General features: G+C 71.1%; 21 protein-coding genes and 1 pseudogene. 5 read left to right on the forward strand and 17 right to left on the reverse strand.

Translation table 11 applies throughout. The annotated features are described in order from the left end of the window. Window positions 1-99 (forward strand): annotated as a pseudogene (locus tag AC2CJA_RS13230) (IS5/IS1182 family transposase); the annotation flags it as partial. Between the two features lie 9 nt (window positions 100-108). Here AC2CJA_RS13230 and AC2CJA_RS13235 read toward each other — a convergent pair. The 17 genes from AC2CJA_RS13235 to AC2CJA_RS13315 form a co-directional block, all read right to left on the reverse strand. Beyond that, window positions 109-885, reverse strand: coding sequence for a hypothetical protein (locus AC2CJA_RS13235; protein WP_484602887.1), 777 nt, complete (start codon window positions 883-885; stop codon window positions 109-111). A 535-nt stretch (window positions 886-1,420) separates the two neighbouring features. After that, window positions 1,421-1,630 carry a hypothetical protein gene (locus AC2CJA_RS13240; protein ID WP_484602888.1) on the reverse strand — a complete coding sequence of 70 codons (210 nt, stop codon included), beginning with the start codon at window positions 1,628-1,630 and terminating at the stop codon, window positions 1,421-1,423. 198 nt (window positions 1,631-1,828) lie between these two features. Further along, window positions 1,829-2,140 (reverse strand): hypothetical protein, encoded by a 312-nt coding sequence (locus AC2CJA_RS13245; RefSeq protein WP_484602889.1) that lies wholly within the window; start codon window positions 2,138-2,140, stop codon window positions 1,829-1,831. Between the two features lie 57 nt (window positions 2,141-2,197). Next, window positions 2,198-2,692: a hypothetical protein gene (locus AC2CJA_RS13250; RefSeq protein ID WP_484602890.1), complete on the reverse strand. Its 495-nt coding sequence runs from the start codon at window positions 2,690-2,692 to the stop codon at window positions 2,198-2,200. Between the two features lie 34 nt (window positions 2,693-2,726). Further along, window positions 2,727-3,593, reverse strand: a complete 867-nt coding sequence (locus tag AC2CJA_RS13255) for an SPDY domain-containing protein (RefSeq protein WP_484602891.1) — start codon at window positions 3,591-3,593, stop codon at window positions 2,727-2,729. Window positions 3,594-3,607: 14 nt separating this feature from the next. Next, window positions 3,608-4,807 carry an ATP-grasp domain-containing protein gene (locus tag AC2CJA_RS13260; protein WP_484602905.1) on the reverse strand — a complete coding sequence of 400 codons (1,200 nt, stop codon included), beginning with the start codon at window positions 4,805-4,807 and terminating at the stop codon, window positions 3,608-3,610. Between the two features lie 157 nt (window positions 4,808-4,964). Then, window positions 4,965-6,104 (reverse strand): MFS transporter, encoded by a 1,140-nt coding sequence (locus tag AC2CJA_RS13265; RefSeq protein ID WP_484602906.1) that lies wholly within the window; start codon window positions 6,102-6,104, stop codon window positions 4,965-4,967. Between the two features lie 65 nt (window positions 6,105-6,169). Further along, complete coding sequence (locus tag AC2CJA_RS13270; RefSeq protein ID WP_484602892.1) at window positions 6,170-6,646, reverse strand: hypothetical protein; 477 nt, start codon at window positions 6,644-6,646, stop codon at window positions 6,170-6,172. After that, window positions 6,643-7,503, reverse strand: a complete 861-nt coding sequence (locus AC2CJA_RS13275; protein WP_484602893.1) for a winged helix-turn-helix transcriptional regulator — start codon at window positions 7,501-7,503, stop codon at window positions 6,643-6,645. The genes AC2CJA_RS13270 and AC2CJA_RS13275 overlap by 4 nt, the downstream gene beginning before the upstream one ends. 39 nt (window positions 7,504-7,542) lie before the next feature. Further along, window positions 7,543-7,956: a hypothetical protein gene (locus AC2CJA_RS13280; RefSeq protein ID WP_484602894.1), complete on the reverse strand. Its 414-nt coding sequence runs from the start codon at window positions 7,954-7,956 to the stop codon at window positions 7,543-7,545. Window positions 7,957-7,969: 13 nt separating this feature from the next. Then, window positions 7,970-8,419 (reverse strand): hypothetical protein, encoded by a 450-nt coding sequence (locus tag AC2CJA_RS13285; RefSeq protein ID WP_484602895.1) that lies wholly within the window; start codon window positions 8,417-8,419, stop codon window positions 7,970-7,972. Beyond that, window positions 8,416-8,877, reverse strand: coding sequence for a hypothetical protein (locus AC2CJA_RS13290; RefSeq protein WP_484602896.1), 462 nt, complete (start codon window positions 8,875-8,877; stop codon window positions 8,416-8,418). Before AC2CJA_RS13290 ends, AC2CJA_RS13285 begins: the two co-directional genes overlap by 4 nt. Before the next feature lie 217 nt (window positions 8,878-9,094). Next, window positions 9,095-9,814 (reverse strand): hypothetical protein, encoded by a 720-nt coding sequence (locus tag AC2CJA_RS13295; RefSeq protein ID WP_484602897.1) that lies wholly within the window; start codon window positions 9,812-9,814, stop codon window positions 9,095-9,097. A gap of 28 nt (window positions 9,815-9,842) precedes the next feature. After that, window positions 9,843-10,361 (reverse strand): GNAT family N-acetyltransferase, encoded by a 519-nt coding sequence (locus AC2CJA_RS13300; protein ID WP_484602898.1) that lies wholly within the window; start codon window positions 10,359-10,361, stop codon window positions 9,843-9,845. A 109-nt stretch (window positions 10,362-10,470) separates the two neighbouring features. Then, window positions 10,471-10,950, reverse strand: coding sequence for a hypothetical protein (locus AC2CJA_RS13305; RefSeq protein WP_484602899.1), 480 nt, complete (start codon window positions 10,948-10,950; stop codon window positions 10,471-10,473). Further along, window positions 10,947-11,498 (reverse strand): DUF4913 domain-containing protein, encoded by a 552-nt coding sequence (locus AC2CJA_RS13310; RefSeq protein WP_484602907.1) that lies wholly within the window; start codon window positions 11,496-11,498, stop codon window positions 10,947-10,949. Before AC2CJA_RS13310 ends, AC2CJA_RS13305 begins: the two co-directional genes overlap by 4 nt. Before the next feature lie 190 nt (window positions 11,499-11,688). Then, on the reverse strand, window positions 11,689-12,444 hold the full coding sequence (locus tag AC2CJA_RS13315) for a DNA-methyltransferase (RefSeq protein WP_484602900.1): 756 nt from the start codon (window positions 12,442-12,444) through the stop codon (window positions 11,689-11,691). A gap of 474 nt (window positions 12,445-12,918) precedes the next feature. On the opposite strand from AC2CJA_RS13315, the gene AC2CJA_RS13320 reads away from it, so the two are divergent. From AC2CJA_RS13320 to AC2CJA_RS13335, 4 genes are all read left to right on the forward strand, one after another. Further along, window positions 12,919-14,031 (forward strand): C40 family peptidase, encoded by a 1,113-nt coding sequence (locus AC2CJA_RS13320; protein WP_484602901.1) that lies wholly within the window; start codon window positions 12,919-12,921, stop codon window positions 14,029-14,031. An 81-nt stretch (window positions 14,032-14,112) separates the two neighbouring features. Beyond that, entirely contained in the window at window positions 14,113-14,421 is a 309-nt protein-coding gene (locus AC2CJA_RS13325; protein WP_484602902.1) for a DUF6112 family protein, read from the forward strand. After that, window positions 14,421-15,113 carry a hypothetical protein gene (locus tag AC2CJA_RS13330; RefSeq protein WP_484602903.1) on the forward strand — a complete coding sequence of 231 codons (693 nt, stop codon included), beginning with the start codon at window positions 14,421-14,423 and terminating at the stop codon, window positions 15,111-15,113. Before AC2CJA_RS13325 ends, AC2CJA_RS13330 begins: the two co-directional genes overlap by 1 nt. A 48-nt stretch (window positions 15,114-15,161) precedes the next feature. Further along, the coding region (locus AC2CJA_RS13335) for an SCO6881 family protein (protein ID WP_484602904.1) at window positions 15,162-16,052 on the forward strand (891 nt) is incomplete at its 3' end.

Below are 16,052 nucleotides of genomic sequence, written 5' to 3' on the forward strand. Positions count from 1 at the left end.
ACCGTCCGGTACGAGCGCAAGGGCGAACACTTCCTCGCCTTCCTCGGCCTCGCAGCTGCCCTGACCTGCTACAAACGGCTGACCGCAGTCACCACATGAGACATCCTCTTAGAGCCGGAAAGTTTCCATCATCACAATGCCTACTGCTCCATTGAAGGCGTCATGCCATAGAGCGGTACGCTCATCATCGTTGGCGACGTTTATGATCAGGTCAGCCAATTCATGGGCTCCGGGCTGGGCAGCGGGCTGGCCGCCGGGAGCTTCGACAGGCTCCAGCACGATTCTCCGCAGCAGGCGGCGGGTTATCGGGTCCAGATCCTTCAAAAAGATTGACGGAAACAGCTCATCAGCACATATCGCAGGCGGCAAGCCTTGTGAGGCACGGACTTGGGCATAGGAGCAGAGCCAAAAGGCTGCCATAAGGAGAACAAGGGTTTCGTCACCGTCTGCGACGCGACGCTCCAAGTCAGCCTTGCAATACTCACAGCCGTCGTAGGCAGCGGCAAGTGCTTCTGCTATGTCACCCCCGTCCTCGATAATGAGGCTTTGGACGTTGTCAGGGAGAGCGTGGCAGCCGTTCTTAGGACAGAGAGAAACCGAAGCTCTGGATGTCGCCAGGCGGTCGTTGTTGTCCTGGTTCGTTAGCGCGCTGACCGGTATCGGATCAGTGCCCTCGACCTCGTAACGCAGGGGGTTGAATGGTGTGAGGACTGTGATAACTACGGCCTCTCCTGCGCTCTGAAACATCTCAGTGATGCCGCGCCGCTGCTGGTCCGCCTGCTCCCAAGTGTCGTAGCACCACTCATTCTCCCGACCATCTGGCACGCGGCAGCGAACGACGTATGGATAGGGCGCCCCGTCCGGTCTTCTGCTGTTGCCCGTCATGTTGCCATCCCCCCTTGGTGCCGTCTGTTGGCCAACACCATACGTATGACGATAGAACGTGGGGCGTTGGCCAACAGGGGTAGACGATCCTCACCCGGCAAAGGTTCCCAGCCTCAGCGCTGGCAGGAGAAAGCACCAGCTGCAGAGCTGGGCGCACCAACGCCCATCAGCCCATGGAACTTGATGCCGAGGGCTGATGGGCGGTGATGATCGTGAGTCAGCTCGCATCGGTGTCACCGCCCTGCCCAGACACGAAGCGACGGCGTGCAGCGGCGACCGCGCCGACACCTCCCTCCAGCAGGGGTCCAGCGCCACCGAACAGCCACGGAGCGTCGTCGGCACCCGCGTGCGCGAGCGTTCCGACAAGGGTCGGAGCCTTGGAGGCAGCATCGGAGCCGTCGACAGACGGCGCGCCGGACGGCTCGCGTCGCCGGTCGCGGTCTCATCGAACTTCAGCTACTCAGGAGCGGACTTACCTTCCGTCGGCATGTCCGCAGGCATGGACGGAGTGCCAGTCGGCTGTTGCGTGAGCTTCTCAGTCAGGGTGGGCTTCGGGGGTGGTGGCGGTCTTGGCGTTGGTGACGGTCACGATGGCCGGTGCCCCCAGTCCGGCGGTGAAGCTCTTCGAGAGCTTGTAGAGGTCGTAGCCCTTGGGCGCCTTGGCCTGCTTGACCCAGAGCTTGGTCCTTTGGCTGGTCAGTGGCAGTTCGCTGACGGCAGTGCCACTCGGGCCGGTGGCGAGCATAAGCAGGGCCTTCCCGCCTGCCTCGATGTTCGGGTGTCTCCGGGTAGGAGCTTGCCGGTCTTGTCGTCTTTGGCCTTCAAAAGGATGTGGGCGGGCTTGAAGGGATCAACGATCGTCGGGCAGGCGGTGGCGCCGGGACGATGTTGACGTCCTGATCAGCAACGACGTCGTGGAGCATGCTGCCGGAGGCGGTCTCCCTCAGCCGGTAGATGCCGGGGACGAGATCGGTGAAGGTCGACTTCCTTTGGGCATCGGTCTTGCCGACCCCACTTCCTGACCGGTGGCGTCGAAGAGGGGGAAGGTGGCCCCTTCGAGGCTCTCGCCGGCCGGGTCCTTGGTGATGGCGACGCTGCCCGCGCCGGACTCGGGGATCCTGGTGGAAGCGGTGGAAGTGGAGGAGGTCGGCTTGGGGTCCTGGGCGGTGGCGGTCGGGGCCCAGGTAAGGGTGCCGGTCACCGCCGCGGCGACGGCGACGGCAGTGGGAAGGCGGCGGGCGGGGCGGGTGCGCAAGAAACGGCTCCGGAACGAGGAAGGGGATGGAAGGGGTGCGGCGCGGGGTTGCGTGGGTTAGCGGGAGCGGCTCCCGCTGCGGACGGCTGACGGGGACGGGGGCTTCCGCGCGGTGCGGCCCAGAGCGCGGAACGGTGCGGGCGTCTGCCACGTGCCGGGGAACCACACGGAGGTGTACTGCTCGATGGCGGCGCGGAGTCCGTTGGTGTGGGCGCCTTTCCAGGGCACCCAGTCGGGTCGGTCGCGGAACTCGCGGAACGTGGCGTATCCCGAGTGCGTCGGGCCGCGGCCCTGGGCAGCGTCGCGGTGGTCGAAGGTCTTGTGGTCCTCGAACCGCAGTGTTACAGCGTCGAGTTCGCCTCTGTCCGGGTGGATGGTGGCCAGGCGCAGGCCGTCGTACTCGTACGCGCGGATGGTGCGGGCGAAGTCGATCCGCAGCCTCAGCAGGCCGCCGGGGGTGGGAGTCGCGTAGTAGGTGTTGCCGACGACGGCGGCCTCGGCGAACGGGAGCTTCAGGTGCTCGATGAAGAAGGCGCGGGCATGCAGGGCCAAGCGGATACCTCCGGAAGCGGCGGACTGTGGGCGGTCAGCGCCGAGGGCCGCGCAGGGCTGGGCGACTGGTGGTGCTCCAGCGCGGCACGCTGGAGGCGGGGAGCGCGGCAGAGCGGCGGGAGGCGATCCGCTGGACATCGAGCGGGGTCGGCGCCGGCGGGGCCGGCGGGAGGATGGGGGTGAGCCGGGCCATGCCCGGGATATAGCTGTAGGTCTCCTCTCGCCAGCGGGGCAGCGGTGCGGGGTCGGAGACGCACTCGGTGACGGCCCGGAGCAGAGCGACGGGGGTGTTGGTGCTGGCGGTGGCGTACCAGGCGGGGTGGTCGATGGAGGTACCGGCCCATAGCTGCCAGCGGGCGTCGCGGGTGGTCAGCTCGGCTTGCGGGTCGAGGCGTCCGGTGGTGAGCTCCAGTCCGGCGTAGCCGTCGGGCGAGCGGATCGCCAGGACGCCTCCGCTGGGGCGTTCGAGCTGCCAGCCGCGGTTGATCAAGGGGGCGGCGGCGAGGAACGGTTCGCGGTCCGCGCTTCGGGAGTCCGGTGCCGCGAGGTAGGCGTCCGGGCCCTGTTCGTACGCCTCGGCGAGGGCGGTGGTGAGGGCCCGGACGAACTCGGTGGGGCAGGAGTCGTTGAAGCAGACGCCCCAGGTGGGCGGGCCGAAGGCGTCGCGGTAGGCGTTGATACGCCAGAGACCGTCGTCCTCTCCCTCGGGGAGGTAGCCGAGGCGGACGGTGCGGTCGGGTGCGTGGACGTAGGCGTTGCCGAGGTCGTCGTGTTCCAGGTCCCAGCCGAGGTCGAGCAGCGGTGCGAGGGCGGGGTCGCCGGTCGCGGTGGCGGCGGCGAGGTAGCGCGGAGAGACGTGGACGTCCCCGCCGATGGTGCGAAGGTCGTCGTGGGGCGGCATCAAGGGTCCGGTGGTCAGGAGGCGGCGGCCGGTTCGACGTGGGTGACGACGTGGCCGAGGGCAGTGGCGGCGCGGGCGCGGGCAGCCTCGACGGTGGGGCCGGTGGCGATGAGGTGACCGATCCGGGCGGTGAACATGTCACCGCCGTCCGCCGGCAGGAGGAGCCGGTCGCCGGGGCGGCGCTGGAAGTGGATCCGCTCCAGCCACGGCGGGCGGGGGCCGTCGAAACGCAGACGGGTGAGGATGCCGGAGGTCTCGGGGTAGATCAGGTGGATCGCGGCGGCCGAGGATCTGGTCGGAGTGAGGTCGGGGGCGCGGTCGCAGGCGATGTCGGCGGCGGCACGGGGCAGGTCGATGCCGGTGGCGAGGCGGACCAGGTGGCCGATCATGTCCCCGGCGAGGCGTCCGTTGACCTCGACGAGCCGGGGCCGGCCGTCGACCAGGCGCATCTCGACGTGGCTGACGCCGTCGGTGATCCCCAGTGCGCGGATCGCGGCCCGCGCGGCGGGCGCGACGGTGGCCAGGAGCGGATCGGTGGCGTCGACGGAGTGTGCCAGCTCCTCGAAGTGCGGCGGCTCGCTGACCGTCTTGCGGGTCACGGCCACCACCGTGGTCTTGCCCCGGTACGTGACGCACTCGGCCGAGACTTCCGGGCCGTCGAGGTACTCCTCGACCAGAACGTCGGTGCTCTCCAGGCCCAGGCCGGCCGCCCGGCGGGCGGCTCCGTACGCGGCGGCGAGCTGGTCGGGGGGGTCGGCGCGGATCACGCCGATGCTGGCCGCGTGCGCGGCCAGCTTCAACACGACGGGATAGCCGATCCGCTCGGCCGCGGCCTGCGCCTCATGGCGGGTGCGGACGCTCACCGATGCGGCCGACGGAACGCCGTGGCGCGCGAACAGGCTCCTCGCGGTGGCCTTGTCGCGGCATGCTCGCATCGCCTCCGGGTCGGTGGTCGGCAGGCCGAGCCGACGTGCGAGGCGGGCGACCGGGACGAGGTACCACTCGGTCCAGGTGAACACCCCGGCCAGGTCGTAGCGGTCGGCCAGGGTCCGGCCGGCGGCATACAGCGCCGTCTGGTCGGTGGGGTCGGGCACGACCAGGCAGTCCCGGATGTACGGCACCTCCCACGACGGTTCCTCGCCGGTGATGAGAACGACGTCGTAGGCGGCGGCCACGGACTCGAGGCAGTAGCCGCGGTACGCCTCGGCTTCCATGTCAGCCGCAGCGACGACCAGGACGGCAGGACGGTCGGACAAGAGCAGGCTCCTCAATGGTTCGGGGAGTGGAAGGCCGACGCGGGAGGGCGAGGCCGGGCAGCCCGTCCCGCGTGGTGGCGGGCACGAGCGGTGGGGGTCCGTTCGGACCGGGAGGTCAGGGCGCCGGTGCCGGAAGGGCGGGCAGGGTGCGCAGCCGGATGAAGGCGGCCGCGAGGCCGGCGGCCTGGAGTAGTGCGGCGGCGGTGACGGCGTGCCCGAGCTGGGCGGGCGGTACGGCCGCGACGAGCAGCCCGGCGGCGGGGAAGGGCAGCAGGAGCAGCAGGATCGTCACGGCGAGGGTGCTGCCGAAGACGTCGGGTGGGATCAGGTGGGAGCGCAGGGTGCGCAGGACGACGGTGAGCCCGCCTTCGCCGGCCATCAGGACGGCGATCAGCAGGAGGTAGCCGCGGTAGGTGTCGGCCTGGGCGACGGCGAGGGTCGCTCCGGCGGCGAGAGCGGCGGCTGCGGCTCCGACCGGCCACAGGTCCCAGCGGTCGATCGCCCGGCGGGCGGCGGTGATGGCGAGCAGGGAGGCGGCGGCCGCGGCGGACCAGATCAGTCCGGCGTCCGCGCTGGAGTGCCCCAGCTCGGTCACGACGATGACCGGCATGGCGGCCTGAAGCAGGGCGATGGCGGTGTTGGAGACGACCAGTCCGGCGACCAGCCAGGCCAAGGCCGGCAGGGAGCGCAGTGTCGCCCAGCCCGTCCGTAGTCCTCCCTCTGCGGATGCCGCGCTCGTCGGTGCGTTCCGCGTTTCGGATCCGAGGGCGGCGGCGAGCAGGGAGAAGGCCGCGAGCGTGCCGAGCATGGCGGTCGGCCCGCCGTGTTCCAGCAGCAGGCCGGAGACCAGCGGTCCGGTGAGCATGGCGGTCTGGTCGATGCCCAGCAGGACGGACTGCACCCGGTGAGCCTGGGCGCCTGCGCTCCGGCTCGCCACGCCGCCCGCGGTCTCGGCCGCCACGTAGCTGAACTCGGTGAGGATGCCGGTGGACGCGGCCAGCAGCATGACGGTGGTGGTCACCGTCGGCGAACCGGCGTCGAGCATGGCCAGGACGCCGGCTGCGGCGAGGACGGTCAGGGCGCGCGCGAGGCAGGCTGCCCGGAAGACGCGGGCCGTGCCGTGGCGGTCCACGAGGGTGCCGGCCACCGTGAAGGCAGCGATGCGCGGGACCCATTCCAGAGCGAAGGCCAGTCCGGTCAGAGCGGCCGACCCGGTGGTGGCCAGGACGAGGAGGGGGATGCCGTAGGTGGCCATCGCGAACGCGGCGCCGTCGGCGCTGCGGGGCAGGTAGATCCCGCGCAGGAGGGTGGGGGCAGGCGTCACGCGGCGACGCCGTCGGTGCCGCGGGTTCGCTGGTGGGTATGGGTCCACTCGGCCATCAGCCGTTCGATGCGGCCGAGTTCGGTCTCGCGCTCGCTCTCGGAATCCCAGGTGTCGGCTGTCGGCGTACCCAGGAGGGCGAACGTGCTGTGGATCCGTCCGGCGAAGTCGCAGTGCGCGGCCGGGTGGTTGTGCCGCCGGGCCCACCGCGCGGTCGCATCGTAGACGTCGGCGAGGTCCCGGCCGGCCGCCGAGAGGCCCATAGTGCCGGGGGTTCGGGTGAGGAGTCCGAGGGAGTCGGCATGCTCGACGGCCTGGCGGATCCGGTCAGCAGAGAGGTCCGCGAGGGTGCGTGCCAGGCCGCGCGCCGGTATGGCTCCGTGGTCGTCGATCTCGCTGACCAGGCGAATCAGGCCAGCGGAGGACAGCGCCGTGCAGGTGTTGCGGAGCTGCTGGTGGGAGAGGGCGGGGATCACCGGCGGGCTCCTCCGACCGGTAGGGCCGCCTTCGCGCGGGTGGGGGTGGCGTGGGAGAACAGCTCGCTGGGCTGCCAGCCGAGGCGGCGGGCGGGCTGTGCCGGTATGGCGGGGGCCGTGGGAGCGGTGGGTGCGAGGGGCCGGTGCTGGTGGCTTGTCCAGGCGCGGGTGAGAGTCGCGGGTCCGGGGGTGGGTCGTCCCCACAGCGGGTGGCGGGCGGCGTGGTCGAGTGGCCGACCGGCGGACCACATGGACAGGGCTCCGAGGACGGGTCCGAGTGCGGCACCGGCCGGTGAGAGGCGGTAGGGCTGCCCGTTGCCCTCGGTCATCACCAGGCCGTCGTCGACGAGTTGCCGCAGCGGCGGGTAGACGTTGGTCCAGTAGCCGTCGGGGAGGACGATGCGGGCCAAGGCGCGGGCCGTCACCTCCTGCCGCGACTTGAGAGCCCACAGGATCGCGGGGGCCTGGCGGCGGGTGAGGAGGGCGAGGCTGTCCTCGACCTGCTCAATCGCGGAGAGCGGCTGTTCCGGCTTCTGCAGGTTCTGCTCGGCCCAGGAAGCCAGCATCGGGAGTACCGGCAGGAGTTGTCGGCCGCGGGTGGTGAGGCCGTAGGTGACGTGGCGGGCGGAGTGCTCGGTGCGTTCGGCCAGGCCGGCGTCGCACAGTGAGCGGATCTTGGGGTGCAGCTGGCCGCTCTGGAGGTACGGCAGCTTGGCCGCGATCTGCGTGTAGCGCTGTGCCGGCTGGTTCAGGGCCAGCAGGATCCGCACGTTCCAGCGCGGTGTGATCATCTGGAGGGCTTCGGTGACCCGGGCGACGTCGGCGTCGTCGGCGGGCGGCAGACCGGTGGTGGCCAAGGGGGACTCCTGAGTACGGAAGGCCGGGACGCTGTCGGGTCAGCGACTCGGTGCGGGGCTCGCGGCCGGTACGGGCGGGGCGGGAAGGGGGACTGCGGCCGAGGTGGTGGGCGGCTCCGGTGCCGGAGCGCGGCCGAGGCTGCGCAGGACCGCGCTGGCGGTCGTGGCCTGGGTGTCGCGGACGGCGACGGCTTCGGCGAGGCGGCGGGCGCAGTCGAGGATGTGGGAGGCCTCGTGGGCACCGATCTGCCGCCCGGGACGGGTCAGATGCTGCAGTCGTTCCCGCTGGGCGGTGATGCTCTGCTCGGCGAGGGCCAGGGTGCGGTGGCTTCCGAGGAGCGCGGCCAGCATGCCGGGATCCTGGTCCCGGGCGTAGGCCTCGAGATCGGAGAGTTCGGTGCCGTACAGGTCCTCGATCCGAGCGGCGATCTCAGCGGCGGTGGGATGGGTCAATCGGCGAGGGCTCTCATCGTCGTCGGCTGCGAACCTCACCGGGGCCTTCGGGTGTCGGTGAGGCGGAGGCCGCGGGCAGGGTGGTGCTGACCGTCTGCTGGGTGAGTCGGGCGGGGCGTGCCGATTGTTGGAGCGAGGGCGCAGTGCGCAGCAGATCGTCCAGCGCGGTGCGGTAGCCGTCGCGGGCGGACAGCGCGGCGTCCAGCCACTGCGCGTCCATCCGCAGCTCGTCGGCGGACAGCTCGTCCATGCCACGCTCGGGCGCCATCGCCTCGTGCACGCGGTCGCGGATCCGGGTGACCTGTTCCTCGGCCATGGCGAGGAAGTTGCGCAGTTCCAGGGCTCGGGTGACGGCTGCGGAGGCGTCCGGGTCGGCGGCCTGCCCGTACAGATCGGTGACCGGGGCGCCGAAGACCTCCTGCAGTCGACCGTCCTGCGTGCAGGGCTTGATACGGACGCTCATCGCAGGACTCCTCGACCGGTGGCCGGCGCCGTGGCGGGTCGCGCGGGCGGGCTGGTGGGCGCGGCCGGGCCCCGGCGTGTGCTGCGGTCGAGACGGGTCGGCCGCCCGGCGGCGGGGCTCCGTTCGCCTCGCGTGGCGGGGTCGAGCAGCCACCGCACGGCCATGGCGCGCCCGTCGCGGGCCGAGACGGCGTCGTTGACGCGGTGGGCGAGGTCCACAGTGTGGTCGTCGGCCTCTCCGGGCTGCGTTTCCAGGGCGCGCAGAAGATCGTCCTCCGCGTGTTCCAGAGCGGCCTGGGATTCGGTGAGCAGGTCGTGTCGGCGTACGGTCTCGGTGGCTTCGCGGTGGGCGTCCGGGGCGGCTGCGACGGCGGCCTTCAACGTGCCGATGCCCATGCCGAAGCGGTGCTCGATCTGCTCGGTGAGAACGCCCACGACATCGTCTACCTCGTCGGGCACGGGATTTTCCCTTCTTGCGGGCGGGCGGGATACGGGCGGACGGAAATCGCCGTTCGGAGTGAGCGCAGGCGAGGCAACCTCTTTGCGGAAAAGGGGTTGTGCGAAAAGAAGCGAACCGGGTGTTCCCCTGTCGGCCGCTATCAGAGTCCACGGTTTCGCCGGTTTGGCCAACCGGCGATCGTCGCCTATATTTCCGCCCGCTTCGTGGAAGTGATACTCAACGGCCACGGCCGGCGGGGCGTTGCGTGGGGGCCGGAGGGTGACTGGCCGGCCGCGGGACGGAGCGGGCGGTGGGTTGGATCGGCGGCAAAGGGGACACCTCGCCGCTCAGGGCGTCCTCACACCACCGATGGGCTTCCGCGAGGGTGGCGAAACCGCCCTCGCGCAGGGTGTGGGTCCAGGAGTCGGTGTCCACGTCCTCGTGCAGTACGCGGAACGGGGAAGGGCTGCGCTCGTCGAGGCAGCGCAGGACCGCGACGGTCATGGCGTGGTCGAAGTTGTCGTCGGTGTAGCTGTGCAGGAGGGCGAAGCGGTCGCCATCGCCCATGAGCCGATGCTCCAGTGCGCGGGTCGTCTCGTCCGCCGGTGTGGTTCCCGTGCCGGGCTTCAGGCTGATCCCATCAGGTGGGCAGCCGCGGTGGATGAGCCAGGACTGTGCCATCGCCGGCAGTGGCAGCGTCGCGTGGTCGAAGCGGAAGGTCATCGTCTTGGGGTCGCGCCGCAGGTGGAGGGCGGCGAGTTGCGGCTCCCCGGGGACGCCCCAGGTGACGGCGCGGTTGTGGAGCAGGTAGTAGCTCGCGCCGTCAGAGGTGTGGTGTTCGGCCAGTGGGGTGAGTTCGGCCTGCTCGATCCGGATCGCACGCCGGAACGCCTTTTCGGTCTGCTCGTCGGCGGCCACGAAGCCATCCAGGCGGAGGTCGAGTTCGGGGTGCCCCATGGACTCCTTTCGGTGGACGGAGGTGTGGTCAGTGGCGGCTGTGCTCGGTGCCCGGCCGGGTGGTGTCCGAGGCAGCGGCACGGTCGAGTGGGACGCGGATGTCGAGGTGGGTGCCGTCGTGGCTGTGGCGCATGGGTCCGAGGCGGCGCAGGAGGTGGAGCATCGGGGTGTTCGAGGCTTCGGTGTACGCGCTCAGGGTGTGGGCGCCACGGGCCCGGGCGTGCTGGGCTGCGTGGCGGGCCAGCGTGGTGCCGATGCCGCGGCGCTGGTGGGTGTCGGCGACCTGCAGGCCGAGGTCGACCACGCCCGGTTCCCTGCTGAGCGGCCCCGCACAGGTCAGGGCGATGACTTCGCCGTTGTGCGGATCGAGGCTGATCCAATTGTCGCAGTGGGTGAGCAGCCGCTCGATGTCGCGGCGGAGGACGTGGGTGTGGCCCCAGCGCCGGTACAGGGCACTTCGCGAGGAGCGGTGGTGGAAGGCGTCGATGAGCGGCCAGTCCTCGACGCGGGCCAGCCGGGTGCCGGCGAGGATCGGGTGGGTCAGCAAGGGCGCCCCCGCATGGCCGTCGGAAGCGCGTGGCGGCGGGTGTTCCGCTGTGGTGCGGCTGTCGGCGGTTCGGCGGTGAGCCGGTGCTGCGGCGTGGGAGGGGAGATCGTCAACGGGCAGGTCCCTTGGAGGGGATGGGTACTGGGCGCGGCAGGCCGGGCATCGTGCGGGGCGGTCCCGGCCTGGGGGCGGGACGGTGTTCGGTCAGCTGAGGGGGACGGGCCCGGGCGGCGTGGGTGCGGGCGCTCAATGGTCGGCGGGCCATCCCAAGCCGGGCACCGACGGTGTCGTAGACGTCGTTCCGAGCCCGTGGCCGGATGGCCACGACGTGGATCTCCCTGCGGTGCGCGGCTGTCTCCGGCGCCGGGCGAACGCCGTAGACGACGCGCCACTCCTTGCGGGAGTCGACGAACAGCTTGCGGTAGCCCTCCAGGTCGCCGGTCAGCCGGAGCCCGAAGCGCTCGGCGTTCACCACCTCCTGCAGGCAGGCGAGGGCGAGGTCGCGGATGTCGCCGGGCGCCTGGAGGAGGTCGGTCAGGGCGCGCGGGTCGAAGCTGAGCCCGAAGGCGGGCTGCCGCCCGGCATTCATGACGTCGGCTCGTCCGGCTCGGACGATGCGGACTCGGCTGCGCTCGCCTTCTCCGTACGGGTCGAGGGCGGCGGGCCGGGCAGGAGCCGGTGCGCGGGCCGCTCGGGTGAGGTCATACACGCCGACAGCGGTCCACCGGGGGCGCGGATCGCCGCGACGGCGTGGGTGAGGAAGTCCCGGTGCCATACGAACAGCCCGGACGGGCCCGCTTCGGGGTCCCTGTGCTGCTGGTAGGCGAGCCACAGTGCGTGGAGCCAGGCCACCACGTCGTCGTGCTCCTGCCACCGCAGGCACCACGGGGCGGCCGTGGTGACCTCCGCCCCGTAGACGGGCAGCAGGAAGTCGTCCACCCAGTCCGACAGGGCGTCGAGTTCGTCCTCGTACTCCTCGCCCTCCAGCTCCAGGATCGGCCTCGGTTCCGGCGGAGCCGCCGGGGCCGGCCCGCCGACTCCGGGCATGCCGAACGCCGTGAACGGCGAGGAGCCGCCGGGGACGGGGGCGGAGGCGAGGTGGTCGAGCTGCCGGGCCTGCTGGGCGGACTGCTCCATCAACTTCCGGACGCTGGCCTCGATCCCCTCGAGGTGGGAGTCGGGGACGCGGACGGGCTCGTCCCCGCCCTCCCCCGGAGGGTTTACGGGATCGGACATGAGTGGAGAGGGCCTCCTTGGAACCGTGGGGCTGGCGGGGGTGCGGCGCCGACGGGCCGTGCATCGGCCGACGGGCGGGCTGCCCGGGCGGTCAGGCGCTGAGGACGACGTCGTCCCGGGTGAGGGTCTGGCGGGCGGTCTCGGTGAGCCGGTCGGTCGCGATGGAGGCGTAGTGCTCGGTCTTCTCCACACCGATGAAGTCGCGGCCCTCCAGCAGGGCGGCCACGCCTGTGGAGCCGGAGCCCGCACAGAAGTCGAGCACCGTACCGCCCTCGGGGCTGATCTTGACCAGCTCGCGCATCACCTCGACCGGCTTCTGCGTGATGTGCTGCCGCTTCGCGCCCGAAGGCTGCGAGGCGGAGTACAGACCGGGCAGGTAGACCGGGTTACGGGAGCCGTCGATCGCCCCCTTCGACGCCCAGACGACGAACTCGCAGTTCTGGGTGAAGCGACCCTTCTGCGGCCTGGCCTGCGGTTTGTGCCAGGCCAGGACCCCGCGCCACAGCCATCCGGCGGCCTGGATCGCGTCCGTGGTGACGGGCAGCTGCCGCCAGTCGGTGAACAGCAGGGCGGTCCCGCCGGTCTTCGTCAGCCGGTGGGCCTCGGTCATGAGCTGGGTCAGCCAGAAGCCGTAGGAGCGCTGGTCCATGTTCTCGCCGGTGAAGTCCGGCAGGGTGTGCTTGGCGTCGGCGGAGGTGTACTTCTGCCTCGCCGAGCGGGATGTGCGCTCCTTGGCCGTGCGGCCGCCGGAGTTGTAGGGCGGGTCGGTGATCACGGAGTCGACGCAGTCGTCCGGCAGCGTGGACAGCACACGCAGGGCGTCGCCCTGGTGGAGAGAGAAAGGCAAAGAGCTACCCCGATTCGGGCGTGGGGGATTCGGGAGACTCCTCTCGCCCAGGAGAATCCGGCCGGGCTGGAAACCGGGCGTGCAGGAGGCCGGGATAACGCGGCACGGAAGGCGGAGGGAGTCTCAGAACTGTAGAGGCGAATCGGCCGCTCACCAAGAAGTGCGCGGCGAGGGGAAGGAATTCGCCCCCTCGCGGCGAATTTTTGGTCAACCGCCGATCCGGGCCTACTGTTTTGGAACCGCCCGGAGCACACCGCCGCCGACGCCTTTCCACCGCGTCCTGCGGAGGTTCCCCCTGCCCCGGCGCACCCATCGCCCCCCGACCCGCAGGCTGGGCGGCAACTCGCCCTCAGACCGGCGCCTCCCGGACATCCGCCCCGGCCGCCGTGCCTCTTCCGTCCCGAAGGAGACCTCTGTGATCTCTCGTTGCCCGCCCCCGCCCGCGCCCCCCGCTGGGCGAGGAGGCCAGTCCGGTTGAAGACGCTCGCCGCCGGCATCGGCGTCGTCGTCCTCTCCCCCGTCCTCCTCGGCGGCGCGGCCATGCTGACGGCCGGCTCCAGCGAGGCCGCCGTCCGCGGCAGTGCGTCGCGATGCCTTCCGGACCTGGACACCGACAAGGTCACCGAGCAGGTCGCCGAGATCCTCGACGGCGCGGACACCTCCGACGTCGACATCGAGGGTTTGGAGCTGCCTGATGAACAGATCCCGCACGCCCGAACCATCGTCGTCACCGGGGCCGATCTCCGGATTCCCCGGCGCGGGCAGATCATCGCGCTGGCCACCGCCATACAGGAGTCCCGGCTGCGCAACCTGGACTACGGGGACCGCGATTCCCTCGGACTGTTCCAGCAGCGCCCCAGCCAGGGCTGGGGCACCGCCGAGCAGATCCGCGATCCCGTCTACGCGTCCGAAAGGTTCTACACGGCGCTTGTGCGGGTGAGCGGCTGGCAGCAGATGACCGTGACCCAGGCCGCCCAGGCGGTGCAGAAGTCCGGCTATCCGGACGCCTACGCCCAGTGGGAGCCTCTCGCGACCGCGCTGCAGACGGCCATCGCCGCCACCTTCCCCGGCGCCGGTGACGGTGTCGGCCAGGAGGGCGACGACGCTCCCCCGCTGTCCGAGTGCGCCACGGAGGACGGCTCGTCCTTCGGGAAGATCCCCGAAGGCGCCGTCCCGGACGGGTACAAGGTCCCCGGGGACGCCGACCCGCGTGCCCGCACGGCGATCGTCTGGGCGATGCACCAGCTCGGCACGATGTATCAGTGGGGCGGCACCTGCACCGCGCCGCACGGCCCCGACCCGATGGGCCGCTGCGACTGCAGCTCGCTGATGCAGCAGGCGTACGCCGAGGCCGGCGTCCGGCTCACCCGCACCACGTACACGCAGGTCGGCGAAGGCGAAGCCGTCTCGCCGAACCAGCTGCGGCCCGGTGATCTGATCTTCAGCCGCGGCACCGTCGCACGCCCTGAGCACGTCGGCATGTACATGGGGCAGGGGCTCGTCATCGAGGCTCCGCGCACGGGCAAGCCCGTACGCATCACCCCGCTCAAGGACTGGGACGTCCTCGCCGTGCGCCGCGTTCTGTGACACCAGCCCTCTGCCGGCCCCGCCCTCCCGTTCCCCGCTTCGGCCCTTTGGCCCGTGCACGCAAGGAGCCTTGCCACACCCATGACACCTCTCGCCGACCGGCTCCATCTCGTTTTCGACCCCGGGATCACCCCCAAGGACGGTGGCCTGCCGGGCCTCTCCGTCCTGAAAGACGTCGTCAGCTCCATCAACATGTTCGGCATCATCGCCGTGGTGGGCGCCCTCGCCGTCAGCCTGGCGGTGTGGGCCTGGGGCCACCACACCGGCGGCCACCAGGCTGAAGCGAACGGGAAGAAGGGCGCGGTCGTCGCGGCGGGCGCCGCCCTCGGCCTGGGCGCGGCCAACGGCATCGTGGCCTTCTTCTCTGCCCTGGGAACGCAGGTTCAGTGATGCCGAAGCGACTCCTCCCCCTGCCGGGCCACGGCATCGGCTGGCCGGCCAACCGCCGCATCCTCGCGGTCGCGATCGGGCTGGCCTGTCTGCTCGCCATCGCCGGCACGACCGCCTACGTCACCGGGCGCGGCGAACAGCAGCGCCCCTTCCCCGCTTCCCCTCCTCCCCCAGCCTCGTTGGGCAGCTCGGCGCCATCCCAGGACGCGCAGGAGCCCGGCACCGAGACGGGCTCGGCGCCCCGACCGCCGCGGATCTCGGATCCGGTCGCCTTCGGCAAGGCGGCCGCGGTGATGCTCTGGTCCTACGACACCCGCGACACCAGCCATGAGCAGCAACTCGCTGGCATGGAGGCGTGGATGACCGAGGAGAGCGAGTACAGCGACTGGCCGTCGATCTCCGCGCAGGTGCCGGGCCCGGTCCTGTGGTCGCGGATGGCCGACCAGCGGCAGCACGCCACCGCGTCCGCCTCCGAGGGCCACTACCCGTCGGCGTTCAAGCAGGCCCTGGCCGAGGACCCGTCCGCGATCACCGAGGCGTACATCTACGCCGTGACCGTCACCGGCAAGCAGCGGATCGCCTGGGCGGACGGCGGGAGCGGGGCGGAGGGCCGCTCCGTGACCCTCGCCGTGCAGTGCCGCCCGTCCCAGGACTGCTCCCTGGTGTCCATCGCGCCTCGCGTCGCGCCCTGACCGGCCCTGAGTCCTGAGCCCCGAGCAAGAAAGGAGGGCCACCTTCCCGTGGGCTTCTGCGATCTTCCCCTCGCGGACAAGCTGTGCGCCGTCGGAGACGCGGCAGACTTCGTCTCCAATCCCGGCGAGGCGATCGGCAACTGGATGGCCAAGTCGGCCGGCGAACTCACCGCCGCCACGACGGACCTCGCCGCCGAGGCCGTCAACACCACCACCCGGGTTGACCTGAACGCCGGCTGGTTCCGCGACAACTACGAGCTGATCCTGCCGATCGGACTGATCGTCCTGGTCGGTACGTTCTGCGCCCAGCTCGTCCGGGCCGCGGTCCGCCGGGACGGCCAGGCCCTCACCCAGGCGTTCACCGGCACCGCGACGGGCGTGCTGTTCGCCTTCTCCGCCATCGCCCTGACCACGGTGGCGGTCGAAGTGGTCGACGCCCTGTCGGACGGGCTGTTCAAAGCGGCGAACACCTCCGTCGAGGACGCGGTGCGCCGCATCGTCAAGGTCTCCCAGATCGGGGCCCTGACCAGTCTGGGCTGGCTGGTGCCGACCATCGCCGCTCTGGGGGCCGCGATCGGAGCGGTCCTGTACTGGTGCGTGATGATGGTCCGCAAGGTCGGCATCCTCGTGCTCGTCACGCTGGCGGTGTTCGCCGGGGCCGGCGGAGGCTGGGAGGCCGCGCGCCGGTGGCGCAGGGGGTGGATCGAGGCCACCGCGACCCTGGTCGTCTCCAAGCTGCTGATGACGATCGTCTTCCTGCTCGGCATCTCCGCGATGGGCGACACCGAGGCCACCGACGGACTCGCCGCGCTCGCCGACGTCATGGCCGGCATCGTCGTCATGGTCCTGGTCCTGCTCTGCCCGTACGCCACCTTCAAGTTCGTGCACTGGGCCGCCGAGGGCTCCGACGGCGAGTCCCTCCACCGCGCCGGCGGAGCC

Source organism: Streptomyces sp. ATLC9 (assembly GCF_057196705.1).

Coding starts and splice junctions, on each gene's coding strand:
- AC2CJA_RS13235 (WP_484602887.1), bottom strand. CDS start 885: ATGACGGGCAACAGCAGAAGACCGGACGGGGCGCCCTATCCATACGTC.
- AC2CJA_RS13240 (WP_484602888.1), bottom strand. CDS start 1,630: ATGCTCGCCACCGGCCCGAGTGGCACTGCCGTCAGCGAACTGCCACTG.
- AC2CJA_RS13255 (WP_484602891.1), bottom strand. CDS start 3,593: ATGCCGCCCCACGACGACCTTCGCACCATCGGCGGGGACGTCCACGTC.
- AC2CJA_RS13260 (WP_484602905.1), bottom strand. CDS start 4,807: ATGGAAGCCGAGGCGTACCGCGGCTACTGCCTCGAGTCCGTGGCCGCC.
- AC2CJA_RS13265 (WP_484602906.1), bottom strand. CDS start 6,104: ATGGCCACCTACGGCATCCCCCTCCTCGTCCTGGCCACCACCGGGTCG.
- AC2CJA_RS13285 (WP_484602895.1), bottom strand. CDS start 8,419: ATGAGCGTCCGTATCAAGCCCTGCACGCAGGACGGTCGACTGCAGGAG.
- AC2CJA_RS13295 (WP_484602897.1), bottom strand. CDS start 9,814: ATGGGGCACCCCGAACTCGACCTCCGCCTGGATGGCTTCGTGGCCGCC.
- AC2CJA_RS13305 (WP_484602899.1), bottom strand. CDS start 10,950: ATGAATGCCGGGCGGCAGCCCGCCTTCGGGCTCAGCTTCGACCCGCGC.
- AC2CJA_RS13310 (WP_484602907.1), bottom strand. CDS start 11,498: ATGGAGCAGTCCGCCCAGCAGGCCCGGCAGCTCGACCACCTCGCCTCC.
- AC2CJA_RS13325 (WP_484602902.1), top strand. CDS start 14,113: ATGACACCTCTCGCCGACCGGCTCCATCTCGTTTTCGACCCCGGGATC.
- AC2CJA_RS13330 (WP_484602903.1), top strand. CDS start 14,421: ATGCCGAAGCGACTCCTCCCCCTGCCGGGCCACGGCATCGGCTGGCCG.